Genomic DNA, 17,682 nt, shown 5'->3' with positions numbered 1-17,682 from the left:
ACCCTATCGTCGGCTGCGTCATTTGTTTATAAGACACAGGGGCGTAGCCGTCGAGCCGCCCCGCCCGCCTGGTGTCGGCCTGTTCCCAGGCACCCCCCCCCGCCAGGGTCGCCGCCTGCCGCGGGGCGCGCAGCTGGCGGCGGCGCCGCGGCGCCGGATAGGGGTCCCGGGCCAGCATCCGCCGGTCCTCGGGAAGCGGCTCCTCCAGAAGAGGCCGACGCGAGCGCTCCCAGGCGGTGCCGGCCCGGTCCAGGAACTCGCCCCAGGCGGCACCGGCACCGTCGCCCAGAGCCCGGTCGAGCGCGCGGACGACTCCGGCCCGTGAGGCGTTCGGCAGCGAGACGGCGGTGCCGTCGGCGAAGAGGTGACGGCTCGCCGGGTCGACCTGGGACAGGGTGACGCACTGCTCCAGGCTCTCCTTCCCCGTCTTCACGAAGAGGTCGCGGTAGACGGCCGGAAGGTGCAGCAGACCTGGGCCGGTGTCGAAGGCGAAGCCCTCGCGGACGAAGCGGCCCACCGAGCCGCCGTGGGTCTCCGACCGCTCGTACACCGTCACCCGGTGGCCCGCCACCGAGAGCCGGGCGGCCGCCGCCATCGCGCCGGTCCCGGCGCCGATCACCGCAATTCGTGCCATGTCAGTGACTTTAGAGGGTGCCTGCGACACGTCATCCGGGAGGCCGGGACCCACCCGCCCCGGACAGCTGCCGTTCCTCGCGGCGCTGTGCCCTGCGCCGCAGGAACAGCCGGATCCGGGAGGCGAGGAAGACCGGTATCACCAGGCCGAGCGCCAGCAGCACCGCCGCGACGACCGCCGCCGCGACGGGGTTGAACACCGCGAAGGTGATGATCCCCGCGACGCCCAGGTCCTCCGCGAGGCTGACCCCGATGTTGCTGAACGGCTCGGGGGAGGTGTTGACCGCCATTCTGGTGCCCGCCTTCACCAGGTGGCTCATCAGGGCGGTGGAGCCACCCACGGCACCCGCAGTGAGCTCCGGGAGCGATCCGCTCTCCCCCGCCAGCAGAGCCGCGACGACCGCTCCCGCCACCGGCCGGATCACCGTGTGCACGGTGTCCCAGGCGGAGTCGACGTAGGGGATCTTGTCGGCGACCGCCTCGCACAGGAAGAGCACCCCGGCCACCATCAGCACGTCGGTGCGCTGGAGAGCCTCGGGCACCTCGTCGCTCAGGCCGGTCGCGCCGAACAGGCCGAGGAGGAGGACCACCGCGTACGCGTTGATCCCGCTCGCCCAGCCACTCGTGAACACCAGGGGGAGTACGGACACGGACGCGATGGTAGCCAGTGCCGACCGGACCGGGCAGGCCCTTCCGGCCCGATCTGAGTACCTCTACCTACTCCCGGAGATGAGTAGGGACACGGATGGGCTCCCACCTGCGCGGACGGAAGAGTGGAACCCACGGGAGGGGCGCGACGCCAGGACCGCCGGCACGGGGCGGCGGAAGGGCGCCGCACCCCCGACGTCACGGGGGCGCACCACGCGGGGCCCCGGGACCACGGGGGACACGGGGTCACGGGGGAGGGTCTCGCGGCGCTGCGGAAGGCCGGGCCGGCGGAATTCGGGGGGATCGAATTCCACCGGCCCGGCCTCTCGCCTCAGGCCGCTCAGTGTCCGCTGACCCGCCCGTGCAGCAGCAGGGCCAGGGCGGAGTGGACGTCGTCGATCGTGCGCTCCGGCTGGAACGCCTGCCAGTCCAGAGCGGCGACCAGGACCATACCGACCAGCGCGGCAGCCGTCAGCGGGATGTCGATCTCATCGCTGAGCTCACCGGCCGACACCCCCTCCCGGAGCACCTCCTCGACCACCGCGACCACCTCCTGGCGCAGCACCAGGAGGGTCGACTGCCACGCGCGGTTGGTGCGCCAGAGCTCGGCGACGTACAGCTGGGTGAAGGCCGGATACCGGTCGATGAAGACGAGACCGGCCCTGATCATCGCGTCCAGGGCCTCCACACGCGTGCCGCCGCCCGCCTCCGTCGACTCGGCGGCGGTCCGCAACGACAGGGTGAGCAGCCCGACGCCGTGCCGCAGCAGCTCCTCGAAGAGCTCGGTCTTGCTCTTGAAGTTGTAGTAGACCGTGCCCTTGGCGACGCCGGCGCGCTCGGCGATCTCGTCCACCGTGGTCGCGGAGAACCCCTTCTCGGCGATGAGGATCACCGCCGCCTCGTAGAGCTTCTGCCGGGTGACCTGCCGGCGCGTGATGCTGCTGCTGTCCATGCGCACGATTCTCACAGGTCCCGGAGCGGTCACAGAGTCAGCTCCGGGTGCAGCCTGTCGAGGGTCCAGACCTGCTTGCGGCGGGCGGACAGCGCGGTCAGCGCCAGCGCGCCCGCGGTGAACGCCGCCAGGACCGCGCAGCCCTGCCAGACCGGGCCGAGCCCGCCGCCCGTGATCAGCCGGCGCAGCCCGCCGACCACGTACGTCATCGGCAGGTAGGGGTGGAGCGCACCGAAGAACCCCGGGCTCGTCTGCACGGGGTAGGTCCCCCCGGCCGAGGTCAGCTGGAGCATGAGCGCGGCCAGCACGAGGATCCGGCCCGCCGCCCCGAACCGGGCGTTGAGCCACTGCACGATCGCGGCGAAGCAGCAGGTCACCAGCGCCAGGAAGAGGATCGTCCCGGCGGCGTGCGCCATCCGCAGACCGAGCCGCCAGTGCAGCACGGACATCAGGGCGCCCACCTGGAGGAGACCGATCACCGCCACGGGCAGCCAGCCCGCAAGGGCGATGCGCCAGGCCGGGGCTCCGGCCGCCAGTGCTCTGCGGTTGAGCGGCTGGATCAGCATGTACGCCACCATCGCCCCCACCCAGAGGGAGAGCGGGATGAAGTACGGGGCGAAGCCGGTGCCGTAGTCGGGCGCCGTGTGCAGCGAGGAGGACGTGAGACGCACCGGGTCGGCCATCACGCCGGTGCGGGCGTCGCGGTCCTCCTTGCCGTAGTCGGGGATCCTGCCGACCCCGTCGTTCAGGCCCTGGGCGAGCGTCGTGGAACCGTCGCTCAGCCGGTACAGCCCGCTCTTGAGGGTGGTGGCGCCCGAGGTGAGCTTCCCGACCCCGGACCTGAGGTCCCCGGCGCCCGTCTTCGCCGTGCCGAGACCGGTGTGAAGTGCGTCGGCGCCCTTGGCGACCTTCTGCGCCCCGGTGTTGAGCGCGTTGATCCTGGCGACGGCGGACTCCAGATCGGTGTCCAGACGGGGCGAGCGCCTCGCCAGGGCGTCCGCCTGCTTCTGAAGGGTGGACAGCTGGGTGCGCAGCTTCGCCAGATCACCCTTCTGGTTCGTGACCAGGGCGTTCACGTCGTCGGAGACGTCCGCGACGTCCTGCGCCGCGGTCTTCGCGCGCTTCAGTTGCGGGCAGGTACCCGGGTCGGGCAGGGGCTGCTCCTCGCAGCGGACCCGGTAGAGGCCGGTCAGCTCGTCGGAGGCCGTGTGGGCGGCGGCCGAGGCCGCCGGTGCCGTCTCGGCGAGCAGGCCGAGGTTGTCCCGTACGGCCTTCGAGGAGTCCGAGACCAGCCGGGCGGTGTCACCGATGGCCTTCCCGTTGTCCTTGAGGAAGGGGCGCACATCGGCGGCGACCGCGTCGACCTTGTCGGCGAGCAGCTGTGTGCCGCCCGCGACCTGCCGGGACCCCGTCTCCAGGTCACCGGCTCCCTTGTAGAGCCGGGAGACGCCGGTGGCGAGGGTGCCGCTGCCCGACTTGGCCTCCTTGAGGCCGTCGAGCAGGTCCTTGGAGCCCTTCTTCGCCTTGCTGAGCCCGTTCTCCAGGTCGCCGGCGCCCGCGGCGGCCTTCGCCGTCGCGTCGTGCAGACCGGAGAAGTCGATGAAGATCCGGTCCAGGAAGCCGCGCGACGCCTTGGCCGACGCGGCCCCGCGTACTTCGGCGAAGACGGTTCTGGAGATCTGCCCGACGATGTAGTTGTTGGCGTCGTTGGTACGCACCCGCAGGGCGCCGGTGGCGGGGGAGTCGCCCGCACTCGACGCGATCCGCTCGCTGAAGTCGCGCGGCATGGTGAGCGAGAGGTAGTACGTCCCGTCCTCGACGCCACGGGCGGCCTCGGCGGAGCCGACCTCGTGCCAGTCGAAGACGCGGGAGCGGAGCAGTTCCCCCGCGATCTCGTCGCCGGCCGCGAGGTGTTCGCCTGCCGCGGTGGTGCCCCGGTCCTCGTTGACGAGCGCGACGGGGATCCGGTCCAGCCGTCCGTACGGGTCCCAGAACGACCAGAGGTAGAGCGCCCCGTAGAGCAGGGGCAGCAGCAGGAGCGCCACCAGCGCGGCCCGCGGCATCCGGCCCCTGCCGAACCTGCGCAGCTCAATCGCGGCCAGCCTCGGCGATCGCATCCGCCGTCCCCTCTCCGTCGTTTCCACGGTCCGTGGCGTCCGTGGCGTCCGTGGCGTCCGTGGCGTCCGTGGCGTCCGTGGCGTCCGTGCTGACCGTGCTGACCGTGTCGACCGCTCCGTCCGTTTCATCGGCTGCCGTCCTGGTCCCGCCGGGGCGGGTGCGTACGGCGAGTGCGCCCTCGGGGGCCTCGGTGCACACCGCCAGGACGGTGGTCCCGGCCGCTGCGACGGAGCGCAACAGCTCCCAGGCCAGGGCCCGGTCGGTCGCGTCGAGGCCGAGGCCGGTGTCGTCCACGGCGAGGAGTCGCGGGCGGCTCGTCAGCGCGAGAGCGACGGACAGACGCAGGGCCGCCAGGCGCTCCAGGTCACGCACCTGGGTCCGTTCCGCCTTGGGGAGGACGGCGAGGTCGAGTCCGGCCGCCTCCAGGGCGGCGTCGGTCTCCTTCCTCGCCGACGCGACGCGTTCGGTGCGCGGGCGCAGCAGCGACCGGAACGACGCGTCGAAGCGGCGCCGCAGCAGGGCGCGTTCCCGCAGGTGCTCGCCGACGGTGAGGGAGGGATCCAGTTCGTTCACCCCGGGAACGGGGCCGAGGGAGCTGAAACGGCGTACGGCGGAGAGCCGGCCGGGCAGCCGTACACCGCCGACCTCGGCATGGCCCCGGGTGGAGCGCATCCGGCCGGTGAGCGCGAGCAGCAGACAGGTGCGGCCGGAACCGGAGGCGCCCTCGATCGCCACGAGGGAACCCGGCCGCGCGGTGAACCCCACACCCCGGAAGGCCCAGCCACGCGGCCCCTTCAGGCCGAAGTCCTCGGCGCGGAGCGCCACCCCCAGCGGGCTGTCCATGACCCCACCCCTGCAATCTTTTTGGACTGACCAGTCAGTGCAAAAAGCTATCCCGAACCGTAGTGCGAAGCAAAACACCAGGTGTCCGTTCTCCATGTATGTGGCGAATGTCCACTCAAGCTGGCGAGCCGCGGCCGTCTCGTCTCGCCGAACCTGGCGAAGGTGGCGAGTGGGACGTTCGTGATGGCCAGGGCGACGCCCCACTGGGCTGGTGGCTGGCAACTACTGCCGGATGCCCGCCGCTTGCCCGTACCTTTGTCGGCATGACAGACCCTGACGGCCCCTCCGAGGCCGCGCGTCGGAGTGCGATCGAAGTCGAACTGAAGCGGCTCGAAGAGAGCGCCATGTACAGCGGGCAGATGCAGTTCGAGCTGACCAAACAGTGGCGGAGCGTTAACCTCTGGCTCGGCATACCAGCAAGTGTGCTGGCCGCCATCTCTGGTGCTGCCGCCCTCGTCTCCACCGCGGGGCGGGTTCCTGCTGGCATCCTCGCCCTCGTCGCTTCTGGCTGTGGCGTAATCCTCACCACGATCAATGCCGCGCAGCGGATGAATCAGGCGGCGGCCGCAGGTAACGCCTACTTGGAGATCCAGACTGCGGCTCGCCAGGTCAGGGAGATCGACTTGCCTTACTCGACCATAGAGGAGGCACGCCAAGCCCTAGCTGAACTCACGGCCCGACGGGATGAGCAGAACAAGACTGCCGAGCCGCCAAACACTCGGGCGTACAGGCGAGCTCAGCGGAACATCGGCAGCGGTGGGCAGACCTACGCAGTCGACGAAACGACTACGACGACGGGGCGGTAGAGAAACGATGGCGCTGACGGTCTCTCAGGGGTTCGGCATTTTTCTGGAACGATTGACACCTCTCCAGAGCGAGCGGGACGCTAAGGCTCGACACCGACTCAGTGTCGAAACCTCATTGAAGGGGTCCACCCGTTTCGGCGTGCAACTCTTCCGCGAGACAGGCTCGTTTACTCACGGAACTGGCATCAGGAACCACTGCGACGTGGATCTCCTGGTCAGCATGAGCGGTAGCCAGCCCACTTCTGACACTGCTCTGAACTGGGTGAAAGACGCCCTGAAGGCGAGCTTTCCGACGACCGCTGTTGAGATCCGCCGTCCAACAGTCGTCGTCAGGTTCGCGGGTGGAGTGGAGCAATGGGAGATCCTCCCAGGCTTTCGTACGTCCTCCCAGAGTGAGACGCCGATCTATGACATACCCGGACCAGCAAGTGGGTGGATGAGTTCGGCCCCGACTGCGCACCTGGACTATGTCAACAGCACCAACCAGCAGGTTGGCGTCGTCGGCGGCACAAAGAAGCTCGCCCGGCTGGCCAAGGCATGGAAGTACTACAACCGAGTGCCGATCTCTTCCTTCTACCTGGAGATGCGTGCTGCGCAGTACATGGCAGCACAGAAATCCTTCAGTGCTGCTCTGTATTTCTGCGGATACCTGGAGTGGCTTGACAAGATGGACCTGGCGGACATGAACGACCCTATGGGGAAGGCGGGTCGTTTCTCCGCATGCTCTAGCGTGGCAACCCGAACAATTGCGCTTTCCAACCTCCACACAGCTGCGACACGGGCCAGGAAGGTCGTCACAGCTGAACAGTCCGGGAACGGGCAGTCGGCTTTCGACTACCTGGGTTTGTTGTTCGGCGGTCAGTTCCCCAAACGCTGACCGTTGGGAATCCTGTGCGTAGGTAGCCCCTGGCCTGCACTGAACCCTTTCCAACCTCACGCGGAGGCGTGTTGATAGGAGGTTCCAGTCCTTCAGGGAGGCCATTGCCTGCTCGCCCAGGCTGCGGTTTTTGGCGTGTCAGCTGTTGTGCCGATGCTGCAAACGGCCTTTTGCAGGACAGTCGTAGACGGTGGCTGATCGGTGTCGTAGCCGTCAGCGTTGCGGTCAAAGACACCAGGAGCGGGAAGCCGGAGTCGGCCGCCTGGATCGAGCCGACCAACCCTGCGCCGGCCACGCCTGTCAGGTCCGCCTAAATAGGCCGCGCAAGCCAAGCACCCCACCAGTGGCCGCAGGGCTGTTCTATGTGCTGACGGCCGAGTCCTCGTGCTCGCCGAACCGACTCCGCGCTCACTGCTCAGGCAGTAGCCCACTCCTCTATGACCGATGCGGTTTCCTCGATACAGCTGTCAACGGCCTCGGCGAACGATGCAGCGTCGTGCGACGGAAAATAGATCGGCACGAGTCCAAAGAGTGGCTGAGCTGTATCCACCCTCGCCAGGTCGACGCGAGAGTCTAGGTTGTAGTGCATCAGGGTGTTGCGGAACGGCTTTGCTGAGCGACCCATAATCAGGCTTGCCGACCACGTGCCCGTGATCTTCTCGATAAGCCTCGTGGACTGCGTGGTGAGGTCACCGGACCGTTCGTCATGAAGCATCTGCAAGCTGCCAAGAACCTGGTACAGGGTCAGAAAGCGCATCTTGAATACGGTGTACTCGACCTTATTCGCATCTGCACCCAGCCCGACCATGGAGTCGACGAAATTCATCAAACCTCGGAACACCATCAGTAGCCGGTTGAGGTCTGGCGTACCCTTGCCATTAAATACCTGACCGTAGTACTTGGTCGATCGAACGTCGTTTTCCCGCTGATCAAAGCGCATCGGATCGAGATGACTCACAAAGGTCTTCGCGCCTGAATCGGTCACCGCGCCCAGCCCGCTGAAGTAACGGCCGTATTCTTCGTAGACGGATTGCAGATTCGAACCCGAACCCTCCTTCAGTAGCGCGGCAGGATCAAATCCCAGATGGAACGTGGCGGCATGCGTTGTCGAGATAATCCTTCCGTCGTAGCTATAGAGACCCAAGTCTGTCTCTAGAAAGCGGGCGGCCTTAAGCCATGTGTTGTTCAGGAACCTATCCGCGTGTGCAGGCGAGATCTCGTCACGGAAGTACGCAAGCTGCCCCTCAATGCCGCGCCGGTTGTCCTCGAAAAGCTTCAAACTGTGACGTGAACGCGCCACGATTGCTTCGGCGTCAGCTGACAACAAGGCGGGCAATGCGGGATCAATTCGCTTGAGCTTGCTATACGACTCATGTACAAACAGTGACAGGTACGGCGCCAAACAGAACATGATGGTACCGCCATGTCCAGAGGCTCTCGATGCACCCAAATCGCGACTGAACCGGCCGACATAGGCAGCATCACTTCTTATGCCGAGCGCCACCACATCATCTTGAACTGTCATCATTTCCTCTTCTTTTGATCCGAATTATTCTCGGCGCACCGGACGTCATGACATCATCACGATGGCCCAAGTCATACGTACACTAAGGGTGGCTGCTAGTGAGAAGTCTTCACGCCCCCCTGACCCACTTGGTTCGCCTATGCTGGGTACTTCCTCATGAAGGCTTCTACTCCACTGATGAGCCGACGTACCTGATCGCGGTCGTAGTCGGCGTAGTTCCCGTGGGCTGCCTTGTTCCGGAGGTCCATCCAGGCGGTAACTTCCTTCTGTTGCAAGCCGTCGTACACTCCAGCCTTCTTGAGGTCGGCGTTCATGGTGTCGGCCTTCTTTGGCTTGCCTGCCACTTCCGTGGTCAACATTGTTCTTCGCGCACAGAGCGCGCACGTGAACTTCGAGGGACGTTCCCGTAATGACGGCCGCGGCATCCTAGTACCCCTTGGCAAGTAGCCCCTCCGCCATTTCCAAGTAATCGCGGTAGGTATCAGCGTGTACCAGCTCGACGACCGATTCAACCCACCCGGCGACCAAATCGTCACGTAGCCCCAGTGCGACGATGCGCACTTCTCTGAGTCGGTAAGGCTGTACTCTACGGCGGGCAGTGTCAAGCTGCTTCATATACATAGAGGTCGATCGCGTAGCTCGCTCGATTGCGGCTTCGAGCCGGTTACTGAGAACAACGGGGTCGTTGGCCCCGTCATGCAAGAGAGACCAGTTATCGTTCCGTGCGTAGTTTTCGGAAGCCTTGATCAGAAAGTTGAGCTGCTCGACTATCTTGTCGACGTTGGCCATCGTTTATCCCTCTTCTCTGCGCGCTATGCCGAGTGCTTCAGCATGAAGTCCCGCACGCCATCAATGAACATACGTACCTGGTGTTCGTCGTAGCTTTTGTAGTCACCGTGAGCCGCCTTGTTGCGTAGGTCCATCCAGGCCGTAATCTGCTTTTGCCGTAGTCCGTCATAGACGTCAGCCTTCTTCAGGTCGGAGTTCATGGCGTCGGCCTTCTTCGGTGCACCACTGGCCAGTTCGGTTTCTACGCCATGTTTAACACAGAGCGTTCGCACATGAACTTCCAATGACGTACCTGTGATGACAGCTGCGGCGTCCTTGTACCCCGATTGCAACAACGTCTCTGCCATATCCAGGTAATCTTTATGGGTGTCAGCGTGCACCATCTCAACAACTGTCTCCACCCATCCGGATGCCAGGTCGTGATGGAGGCCAAGAGCAATGCTAAATATCTCGCGAATCTTCAGCGAGGTTCGCTTTTGTTCCCGATGGGCATCTAGCTGCCTTACGTAGCTACTACCAGGAGGTGCCAAGCGATCGATAGCGGCTTCGAGACGGCTCACAAGGAGCTTGGCTCGATCGGATGCCAGTACTCCTTCAGCCCGGGTGCTGATCATTTCTCGGTACTCAGCAATAAGCTCATCAAGCTGAGCCATCATCCTCGCTACGTTCATCAACTAGCAGCCTCCGTGTAGTAGTTGATCATCGAAGAACAGATCAGGATATGACCCGACAGCGCCCCCGCGCCAGTGGATTGCCGAGGTCCACCAAACCGGCGCGGCCTGCGATGCCGTGTATCGAAAGTGGATCTTGGGCAGTGAGCCTTTCCAACCTGATGGGATGAACGTGTAAGTCCTCGCCGATCCCGCCGGGCGCCTGATCTGGGCCTCGGACGTACTGCCGGGAGCCACGCACGACCTGACCGCGGCCCGGAACCACGGCATACCCGCCGCCCTCGCCGTAGACGACATCAAGTGTTGGGCCGACAAGACGTACCAGGGCGCCGGCCCTGCGATCCGTGCCCCGATCCGTGGCAAGCATCTCCGCGGCTGGCGCCGACACCACAACCGCAATCACGCCAAGATTCGCCCTCGAACTCGCCACCTGATCAAGATGGAAGGTTCACTGTGTCGACCTCCCGTGACAGTCCTACGATGCGACCACTCGTCCCAGTGAACATGGCGAGAGTGGCGAATGCTGCCTCCTGGCGCTTGCCACCGTGGTGCAGGTGAGAGCACTTCGGGTAGTTACTGGCGGTCTTCCGAGAGCGGGGACTGGATACGAAGTCGGGTACGTAGGCAAGGTGGGTGGCGAGCACCGTGTAGCCCTGAATGACGCATCACTCGTGAGGTTCGAGGACTGCCGTCCGGTGAGATCGTTCCCGTCGTGGAAGGGGCAGCGGAACTATCCGGGCTTGTGGTGGTCGGCGACGACGGGCCGGCACGTCGGTTACGAGTCCTGGCTGGAGCGTGATCACGCGATGCTGCTGGACTTCGACCGTGAGGTCACGGGGTTCGCGTCGCAGCCGATGTGGCTGTTCTGGATGTCGGGAGGCCGTCGCCGGTCGCATGCCCCGGACTGGTTCGCGCGGCGGTCGGACGGCACCGGGCTGGTGGTGGACTGCCGTCCGCTGGACCGGGTCAAGCCGCGGGACGCCGAGACGTTCGCGGCGACCGAGCGGGCCTGCCGGGAGATCGGATGGGAGTTCCGCCTCGTCGGGGCCCCGGACGCAGTCCAGTTGGCGAACGTCCGCTGGCTGGCGGGCTACCGGCATCCACGACACCGGGTGGCTGCTGTCGTTGACCAGCTGTTGGACGTCTTTGCCCGCGAGACGCCCATGCGGGTCGGTGCTGAACGGGTCGGCGATCCGATTGCGGTTTTGCCGGTGCTGTTCCATCTGCTGTGGTCGGGTCGGCTGGTGACGGACTTGTCGGTGGTGCTGGGCGAGTGCGCGCTGATCCGGCGGGCCGAGGCGGCGTGATGACGGCGATGGCGTCCAGGCCGGGAGTGCTCCGGGTCGGTGACCGGGTGCTCTTCGAAGACAATGAGCACACCGTGGTCGGCATTGAGGGCGTCACAGTGCGCCTGCACGGTGACGCCGGTCGTGACCAGGCTCTGCTGCTGCCCTACCTGCTGTCCTCGGACGGGTTCGCACTCGTCGGGACGGCCAGTGAGAAGGCGGAGTTCGCGTCGGCGGGCGTGCTGGAGTCGTTGCCGCCGGAGGCGGTGGCCGAGGCGCGGTTTTGGGAACGGCATGTTGCCGAGGTGGAGTGCGGGCTGCCCGCGGACGCTCCGCAGGGAACCCGTCCCAAGCCGGAATACGACCCGGCCTGCACGATTCTGGCCGAGCGGGAGAGGGTGAAGGCCGCCGAACTGGCCGCACTGGGGCGGCCGGTGGGCCGACGCACCTTGCAGCGGATGCGGGCCCGCTACCGGGCCCAGGGGCTGCTGGGGCTGGTGGATCACAGGGCGATGCGGCCCACGTCCCCGACTGGACGGGCCGACCAGCGGGTGATCCACGCGATCGTCCGCGCGATCGGCGAAGAGACCAACACGTCCACCGGAACCCGCTCGCGGCTGATGCGGCGGGTCGAACGGCTCCTGGAGACCGAGCATGGGCCCGGAGCGGTGGCGATGCCGTCCCGAGCGGCCTTCTATCGCCTGGTCGAGCAGCTTTCCACGGGGCGGCACGCCTTCAGCGCGGCCACCGCCCGGCGGCAGAACGCCAACCGGCCCGCCGGCCCGTTCACCCCGACCATGGCCAGCCGGCCGGGTGAGCAGGTCCAGATCGACACCACCAAACTCGATCTGATGGCCGTCCTTGATGACGGCACGGTCCGCAGGCCGGAGTTGACGATCGCGGTCGACATCGCCACCCGGACGATCTGCGCGGCGGTGCTGCGTCCGGAGAGCACGAAGGCGGTGGACGCCGCCCTGCTGCTGGCGAAGATGCTGGTGCCCGAATTGATGCGCCCGGCCTGGCCGCAGGCGCTGGCCGCCTCCGCGTCCCGGCTTCCGCATGCCCGGCTGCTGGCGATCGACGCCCGGTTCGAGCACGCTGCGGCGAAGCCGGTGATCGTCCCGGAGACCATCGTTACCGACCACGGCACCGTCTACCTCTCGCAGACGTTCACCGCTGCCTGCCAGCGCCTGGGCATCTCCGTCCAGCTCGCACATCCCGGCACCCCGACCGACAAGGGCGTCGTCGAGCGCACGTTCTCCTCGATCAACACCCTGTTCTGCCAGCACGTCGCCAGCTACACCGGACGGGACGTGAGCCGGCGCGGTGTCGACCCGGCCCGCAAAGCGGCCTTCAGCCTGCCCGAACTGGACGACCTGCTCCAGGAATGGGTCATCCACTGGCAGATGCGCCCGCACGACGGACTGGTACACCCCTTCCTGCCCGGCCGGTCCCTGTCGCCCAACGACGCCTACGCGCTCCAGGTCGCCGCCAGCGGCTACCTGCCGATGCCTCTGGGGCCGTCGGATTACATCGAGCTGCTGCCGGTGACCTGGCGGGTGATCAACGACTACGGCATCCGCATCGCCCACCGCACCTACGACGCACCGGAGCTGGCCGCCTACCGCAGGCAGTCCTCCGGCGTCGCGGTCCAGCGCGGCAAGTGGGAGGTCCACTACGACCCGCACGACCTCAGCCACGTGTTCGTACGCAACCACCGCAACGGCGGCTGGATCACCGCCGCTTGGACGCTTCTGCCGCTGGTCGCCCGCCCCTTCTCCGATGCGCTCTGGCGCCAGGCCCGTCGTCAGGTTGTCGAGCGCGGCCAGGACGGCGACGACCAGACCGCCGTTGCCAGAGCCCTGGACGCACTGCTGCGGCGGGTCGAACGCGAGGCGTCAGAACCCCCTGGTGACGTTCCGCCTCCCCGGGCGGCGATTCCCCTGCGGCCTGCCGCGGAACCCGACGACGGCGAAGACCCAGAAGGGGCCGCCCCGACAGAGCTGGCCAAGGTCATCCCGTTCGGTGTCTTCGACCCCTTCAGCGAGGAGGACTACCGGTGACCGAAAGTATCCCGGCCGACCGCGAGTTTCCCCTGACCACGAAGGAAGGGTGGAGTCGCTTCGTCCAGCACGTCCCGGTCACCGCACCTCTGCTCGATCGCCCCGCCCTGCCGGCGCTGAGCGACATCGAGCGCGAGCTCTACGACGAGGCCAGAGCCGAGCACCACACTCAGCTGTTCGTCGCGAAGACCCCGACCGTGATGGAAGTGATCCGCACCGGCCGGGAACTGACCCTCCTCAACCGCCGCCAGGTCTCCGCCCGTCGCGGCCTGATCGTCTCCGGAGTGGCCGGCACCGGCAAGACCACCGCGATCACTCAGCTCGGCAAGGCCCACGAACAGCACGTCCGCCGACGACTGCCCGCCGGCAGCGGGCCCAGGCTGCCCGTCGCCTACGTGACCGTCCCCCCGGCCGCCACCCCGAAGATGCTCGCGATCGAATTCGCTCGGTTCCTCGGCATCCCCCTGTTGCGCCGCATGAACCAGACCGAGATCACCAACGCGGTCTGCGAGGTCCTGGCCGAGCTGCGCTGCGAACTGGTCTTGGTCGACGAGATCCACAACATCTCGCTCACCACCAGATCCGGCGCAGAGGTATCCGACCAGCTCAAATATCTCTCCGAGCGGATCGCGGCCACGTTCGTCTACACGGGAATCGACGTCGAGTCCGCCGGACTGTTCTCCGGCACCCGCGGGAAGCAGATCGCGGGCCGCTTCGTCAGCATCCACGCAGAAGCCTTCACCATCGCCACCCCAGCCCACCGGCAGGAATGGCTCGCCCTGCTGGCCACCATGGAACAGTCCCTACGGCTCCACCGCCACACCCCTGGCATGCTGGCTGCTCACGCGGACTTCCTCTACCAGCGGACCTCCGGCATGATCGGCAGCCTTGCGCACCTGATCCGGGCTGCGGCCTTGCGGGCCATGACCTCCGGCACCGAGAGAATCACCAAGCAGCTGCTGACGGAGATCCCCCTTGACACCGCCGCCGAGACGAGTGCACCGCTCACCGCGCGCTCGCGCCGAGCCCGCACCGCACAGCGACGCGCCGGATGAACCGCACGCAGCACACTCCCGAAGCCCTGGCCGTCGCCCGGAGCCTGTGCATCCCCGTCCGCCCCTGGGGACGGGAGTCCCTGCCCTCCTATGTCGCCCGCCTCGCCCAGGCCAACCGCATCCCGCACACGGCCCTCTGGAGATACATCGGAGTGCCCCACAGAGCCGGAGCAAACAGCACCACGCTGCCCTGGGAAGCCACCCTCAACCAGCCCGCCGTCGCGCGACTCGCTGTCATGTCCGGGATTCCCGTCGAACGGTTGCGGAAGGCGCTGCCCGGACTGTCCTGGTCGATCCGTGAGGCATCGGCCCTGCCCACGGACGTTCCCACGTTCTGGATGCGCCAGGCCCACTCACCCAATGCGGTCATCTGCCGTCAGTGCACCCTCCGCCCGCGGCATCACCACCAAGGTTCGAGCGCACCTGTCTCTGCCTGACATCGTGTGTCACCGTCACTACACCTGGCAGACACCTGAACCCAAGTACATCTCGGCGATCCCGGAGATCGCACGAGCACAACGAAGACTTCGCAAGCTCCGCAAAGTTCACGGCAGTCACATCATGGCCTGCTGCGTTCGCGACGCCCGCTGGATCATCAGCGGCTGGGCCAGCATCCCGAGCCGGGAGCCCATGCTCGAACAGCTATGGCAATACCGCCGCATGGAACTGGGCCTGCCCCACTGGTTCCGTAGCTGGGACCTGACCACCCACATCATGGCGCACCCAGAAGTCGTGACCCTCGCCTGCGCACTCGTGCCGATCTACCTCGACCCCCTCTTCTTCAAGCACCCAGGCATCCGGGAGTGGAAGTTCAAGAGGCATCTACGGCTCAGCCTCGGCCTTGACCCTCAACGTCAGCCCACGGGCGACCCCATCAACAAGTTCCTTCTCGCGGTCCAGACCGACCGAGCGCGATGGCGAAATCCCAAAAGCGCCATGATCACCGAGACAGCGACACCGCGAACCTCTCAGTGAACATGGCGAACCGCAGTTCAGAAGATGCCTCTCTCGCCACCCTCGCTGAGAAAGAACACCAGGTCAGGAGGTGTTTCTGAGTGAATGTCAGTGGGGGCGGTCACGATGGATACATACGGCCACGAAGCCGTCACGCGACGACAGGAGGCTCGTCATGGCCAGCTCATCCGCAGCCGCCGCCCCGCGGCGCCGCACCGGCGGCCCTGCCCCCTCATCGACCGGTCCGGCATCCGACGTCCACCCCGTGCCGCGCCGGAGCGCCGCACCGCCCGCCGCACTCGACCTGCTGACCCAGGCCCACGAGGGTCTGGACGAGGCCGCCCGTCTCGACGTCCCCAACGAGCGGTACGCCACCGCGCACCTCGCCGCGCTGCGCACCGCCGCCGCCGTGCTCGCCGCCCGCGGGCGGCCCGAGTCCGGCAGCCGGCGCAAGGAGCGGATCCGCAGCGCCTGGGAGATCCTCCCCGGCATCGCGCCCGAACTCACCGAATGGAGCGCCCTGTTCGCCTCCGGCGCCCGGCGCAGGGCCCGGGCGGAAGCCGGCATACCGGGTGCGGCCACCAGCCGTGACGCCGACGACCTGCTGCGCGACGTGGCCGTGTTCCTGCGGCTGGTCGAGCGGCTGCTGGTCCTTCAGCCCGTCCTCCCGCGCCCGCGCGGAGAGGGGCGGGCCGATGCGGAGTGACGTCGGGTACGGCACGAGGCAATAGGGTGGACGGCAGTCGTACCACCTGCACCGTTCACGCTCCGCCGTCCGTGGCGGCACCGTGCCGAGGAGTCAACTGCCGTGTCGGACCAGCTGCGCCCCCGAGCCTCCCTCCGTACCGCCGTGGTCTGGGAGGTCCTCAAGGACGCCCTCGAGCGCCGGGCCAAGGCGACCGGCAGGGAGGCCCTGGACGTGCTGGACACCGGGGGCGGCACCGGCAACTTCGCCGTGCCCGTCGCCCGGCTCGGACACCGGGTCACCGTCGTGGACCCCAGCCCGAACGCCCTGTTCGCGCTGGAGCGCCGCGCCGACGAGGCCGGTGTGGCCGACCGCGTCCGCGGTGTCCAGGGCGACATCCTCGGCCTGTTCGACGTCGTCGAGCGCACCGGCTACGACGCGGTCCTGTGCCACGGCGTCCTCGAGTACGCCGACGACCCCGCCGAGGGCGTGAGGAACGCCGCCGACGCGCTCCGGCCGTCCGGCGCCCTCAGCCTGCTCGGTGCCGGGGTCGGGGGAGCCGTCCTGGCCAGGGCGCTCGCCGGGCACTTCGCCGAGGCCCGGCAGACGCTCACGGACCCGGCGGGACGCTGGGGCACCGGCGACCCCGTGCCCCGGCGGTTCACCGCTGAGCAGCTGACCGGGCTGGTCGCCGACGCCGGTGTCGAGGTCGGCGCGGTCCACGGCGTCCGCGTCTTCGCCGACCTCGTCCCCGGCGTTCTCGTGGACACCGAGCCGGGCGCGATGGAGGAGCTCCTCAGGCTGGAGGCGGCCGTCGCGGAGCTGCCGTCCTTCCACGCGGTGGCGACCCAGCTGCACGTTCTGGGGGAGAAGCGCCCCTGAGGCGGTGCGGTGACACGTACGGAGCAACGACCCCGGGTGATCGGAGCCCGGCTGATCAGCAACGCAGCTGCAGACGGAGTACCGCTCAGAACACCCGATCGGGCCGCGAGCCCCGTATGATCGGGTGACACCATCCGGCATGACGGATCGGAGGTCGGGGAATCTACGCCTCAGCAGCCGAGCCGACATGGCGGTCCGGACTGGCTATGGCTAGAGGGCGGGTTTCACGGGGGCGAATCCCTGCCTATCCTGGAAGGGCCGCATACCGGTCGCCCCCGCGGCCGACGACGAGGAGGACTCCGTGCCGCTCTCGGAGCACGAGCAGCGAATGCTCGAGCAGATGGAGCGAGCGCTGTACGCCGAAGATCCCAAGTTCGCTACAGCGCTTGAGGGAAGCGGGCTGCGCAGGTACACCCGGCGACGGGTATACCAGGCGGTGGCCGGTTTTCTGGTGGGTATCGCGCTCCTCATGGCCGGAATGGTCTTCCAGCAGACCTGGGTCAGCGTGGTGGGATTCCTCGTCATGCTGGGCTGTGCCGTGCTGGCGATCACCGGGTGGCGCAAGGCGCCCAAGCCCGGTGAGCAGCAGTCCGCGGGGAACGCGAGCGGGGGCGGAGGCGAACGCCGCCACCCCAGACAACGCCGGTCGATGATGAACCGGATCGAACAGCGGTGGCAGCGCCGCCGCGACGAACAGGGCCAGTGAGCCTTCCGCTTCCCGGTTGCCTACGGAGGAGCACCCCGACGAGGGGGCTGCGGTAGGCCGTAGCGGTGAAGAGCCACCTCGTGGGGGTGGGGGGGGCGGACACAGCGGCCCCCCCCCACCCCCCGTTGCGGCCAGGGCCCCGGCACGGGCTACCCCGGTCGCCGCGGCGGGGGTGCCGCCGCACGGGCC

Annotated in this window: 19 protein-coding genes and 1 pseudogene; 11 read left to right on the top strand and 9 right to left on the bottom strand. The window is 67.3% G+C overall.

Going from position 1 to position 17,682, the window contains the following annotated elements:
* From ACFXOA_RS31340 to ACFXOA_RS31320, 5 genes are all read right to left on the bottom strand, one after another.
* Positions 1–634: NAD(P)-binding protein (locus ACFXOA_RS31340; RefSeq protein ID WP_385035412.1), on the bottom strand; the 634-nt coding region annotated here is incomplete at its 3' end.
* Positions 635–665: 31 nt separating this feature from the next.
* The gene (locus tag ACFXOA_RS31335; protein WP_385035410.1) at positions 666–1,283 is read right to left on the bottom strand and encodes a DUF4126 domain-containing protein; all 618 of its coding nucleotides are present in this window, start codon (positions 1,281–1,283) and stop codon (positions 666–668) included.
* Between the two features lie 338 nt (positions 1,284–1,621).
* On the bottom strand, positions 1,622–2,233 hold the full coding sequence (locus tag ACFXOA_RS31330) for a TetR/AcrR family transcriptional regulator (RefSeq protein WP_385035408.1): 612 nt from the start codon (positions 2,231–2,233) through the stop codon (positions 1,622–1,624).
* 29 nt (positions 2,234–2,262) lie between these two features.
* Complete coding sequence (locus ACFXOA_RS31325; protein ID WP_385035406.1) at positions 2,263–4,350, bottom strand: YhgE/Pip family protein; 2,088 nt, start codon at positions 4,348–4,350, stop codon at positions 2,263–2,265.
* Entirely contained in the window at positions 4,322–5,194 is an 873-nt protein-coding gene (locus tag ACFXOA_RS31320) for an ATP-binding cassette domain-containing protein (RefSeq protein ID WP_385035404.1), read from the bottom strand. Before ACFXOA_RS31320 ends, ACFXOA_RS31325 begins: the two co-directional genes overlap by 29 nt.
* 263 nt (positions 5,195–5,457) lie before the next feature.
* Here ACFXOA_RS31320 and ACFXOA_RS31315 point away from each other — a divergent pair, with 263 nt between their 5' ends.
* Together ACFXOA_RS31315 and ACFXOA_RS31310 are read left to right on the top strand one after the other, a co-directional pair.
* Positions 5,458–6,000 carry an SLATT domain-containing protein gene (locus ACFXOA_RS31315; protein WP_032771831.1) on the top strand — a complete coding sequence of 181 codons (543 nt, stop codon included), beginning with the start codon at positions 5,458–5,460 and terminating at the stop codon, positions 5,998–6,000.
* 7 nt (positions 6,001–6,007) lie between these two features.
* Complete coding sequence (locus ACFXOA_RS31310; protein WP_385035402.1) at positions 6,008–6,877, top strand: nucleotidyltransferase; 870 nt, start codon at positions 6,008–6,010, stop codon at positions 6,875–6,877.
* A gap of 415 nt (positions 6,878–7,292) precedes the next feature.
* Here ACFXOA_RS31310 and ACFXOA_RS31305 read toward each other — a convergent pair whose 3' ends face one another.
* The 4 genes from ACFXOA_RS31305 to ACFXOA_RS31290 form a co-directional block, all read right to left on the bottom strand.
* On the bottom strand, positions 7,293–8,405 hold the full coding sequence (locus ACFXOA_RS31305) for a hypothetical protein (RefSeq protein ID WP_266482235.1): 1,113 nt from the start codon (positions 8,403–8,405) through the stop codon (positions 7,293–7,295).
* A gap of 134 nt (positions 8,406–8,539) precedes the next feature.
* Positions 8,540–8,746 carry a hypothetical protein gene (locus ACFXOA_RS31300; RefSeq protein WP_385035400.1) on the bottom strand — a complete coding sequence of 69 codons (207 nt, stop codon included), beginning with the start codon at positions 8,744–8,746 and terminating at the stop codon, positions 8,540–8,542.
* 82 nt (positions 8,747–8,828) lie between these two features.
* A complete protein-coding gene (locus tag ACFXOA_RS31295; RefSeq protein WP_385035398.1) occupies positions 8,829–9,191 on the bottom strand; it encodes a hypothetical protein in 363 nt (120 codons plus the stop codon).
* Between the two features lie 23 nt (positions 9,192–9,214).
* Positions 9,215–9,847, bottom strand: a complete 633-nt coding sequence (locus ACFXOA_RS31290; RefSeq protein ID WP_385035396.1) for a hypothetical protein — start codon at positions 9,845–9,847, stop codon at positions 9,215–9,217.
* 208 nt (positions 9,848–10,055) lie between these two features.
* Here ACFXOA_RS31290 and ACFXOA_RS31285 point away from each other — a divergent pair.
* The 9 genes and pseudogenes from ACFXOA_RS31285 to ACFXOA_RS31245 all read left to right on the top strand — a co-directional run.
* A pseudogene (locus ACFXOA_RS31285) lies at positions 10,056–10,364 on the top strand (transposase family protein); the annotation flags it as partial.
* Between the two features lie 43 nt (positions 10,365–10,407).
* Positions 10,408–11,169, top strand: coding sequence for a TnsA-like heteromeric transposase endonuclease subunit (locus tag ACFXOA_RS31280; RefSeq protein WP_323185593.1), 762 nt, complete (start codon positions 10,408–10,410; stop codon positions 11,167–11,169).
* A gap of 74 nt (positions 11,170–11,243) precedes the next feature.
* Positions 11,244–13,211, top strand: coding sequence for a Mu transposase C-terminal domain-containing protein (locus tag ACFXOA_RS31275; RefSeq protein WP_385035393.1), 1,968 nt, complete (start codon positions 11,244–11,246; stop codon positions 13,209–13,211).
* The gene (locus ACFXOA_RS31270) at positions 13,208–14,266 is read left to right on the top strand and encodes a TniB family NTP-binding protein (protein ID WP_385035391.1); all 1,059 of its coding nucleotides are present in this window, start codon (positions 13,208–13,210) and stop codon (positions 14,264–14,266) included. The genes ACFXOA_RS31275 and ACFXOA_RS31270 overlap by 4 nt, the downstream gene beginning before the upstream one ends.
* Positions 14,263–14,703: a TniQ family protein gene (locus ACFXOA_RS31265; protein WP_385035388.1), complete on the top strand. Its 441-nt coding sequence runs from the start codon at positions 14,263–14,265 to the stop codon at positions 14,701–14,703. Before ACFXOA_RS31270 ends, ACFXOA_RS31265 begins: the two co-directional genes overlap by 4 nt.
* Positions 14,627–15,241 (top strand): hypothetical protein, encoded by a 615-nt coding sequence (locus ACFXOA_RS31260; RefSeq protein ID WP_385035386.1) that lies wholly within the window; start codon positions 14,627–14,629, stop codon positions 15,239–15,241. Before ACFXOA_RS31265 ends, ACFXOA_RS31260 begins: the two co-directional genes overlap by 77 nt.
* Positions 15,242–15,395: 154 nt before the next feature.
* Positions 15,396–15,926: an SAV_6107 family HEPN domain-containing protein gene (locus ACFXOA_RS31255; protein ID WP_385035384.1), complete on the top strand. Its 531-nt coding sequence runs from the start codon at positions 15,396–15,398 to the stop codon at positions 15,924–15,926.
* 102 nt (positions 15,927–16,028) lie between these two features.
* Complete coding sequence (locus ACFXOA_RS31250; RefSeq protein ID WP_385035382.1) at positions 16,029–16,787, top strand: methyltransferase; 759 nt, start codon at positions 16,029–16,031, stop codon at positions 16,785–16,787.
* 301 nt (positions 16,788–17,088) lie between these two features.
* Positions 17,089–17,493 (top strand): DUF3040 domain-containing protein, encoded by a 405-nt coding sequence (locus tag ACFXOA_RS31245; RefSeq protein WP_385035380.1) that lies wholly within the window; start codon positions 17,089–17,091, stop codon positions 17,491–17,493.
* Positions 17,494–17,682 lie beyond the last annotated feature (189 nt).

Source organism: Streptomyces sp. NPDC059166, from assembly GCF_042755185.1.
In the GTDB taxonomy this organism is placed as follows: domain Bacteria; phylum Actinomycetota; class Actinomycetes; order Streptomycetales; family Streptomycetaceae; genus Streptomyces.
Note: the sequence above shows the minus strand (reverse complement) of the source record. Positions and strands in the feature narration are given on the sequence as shown.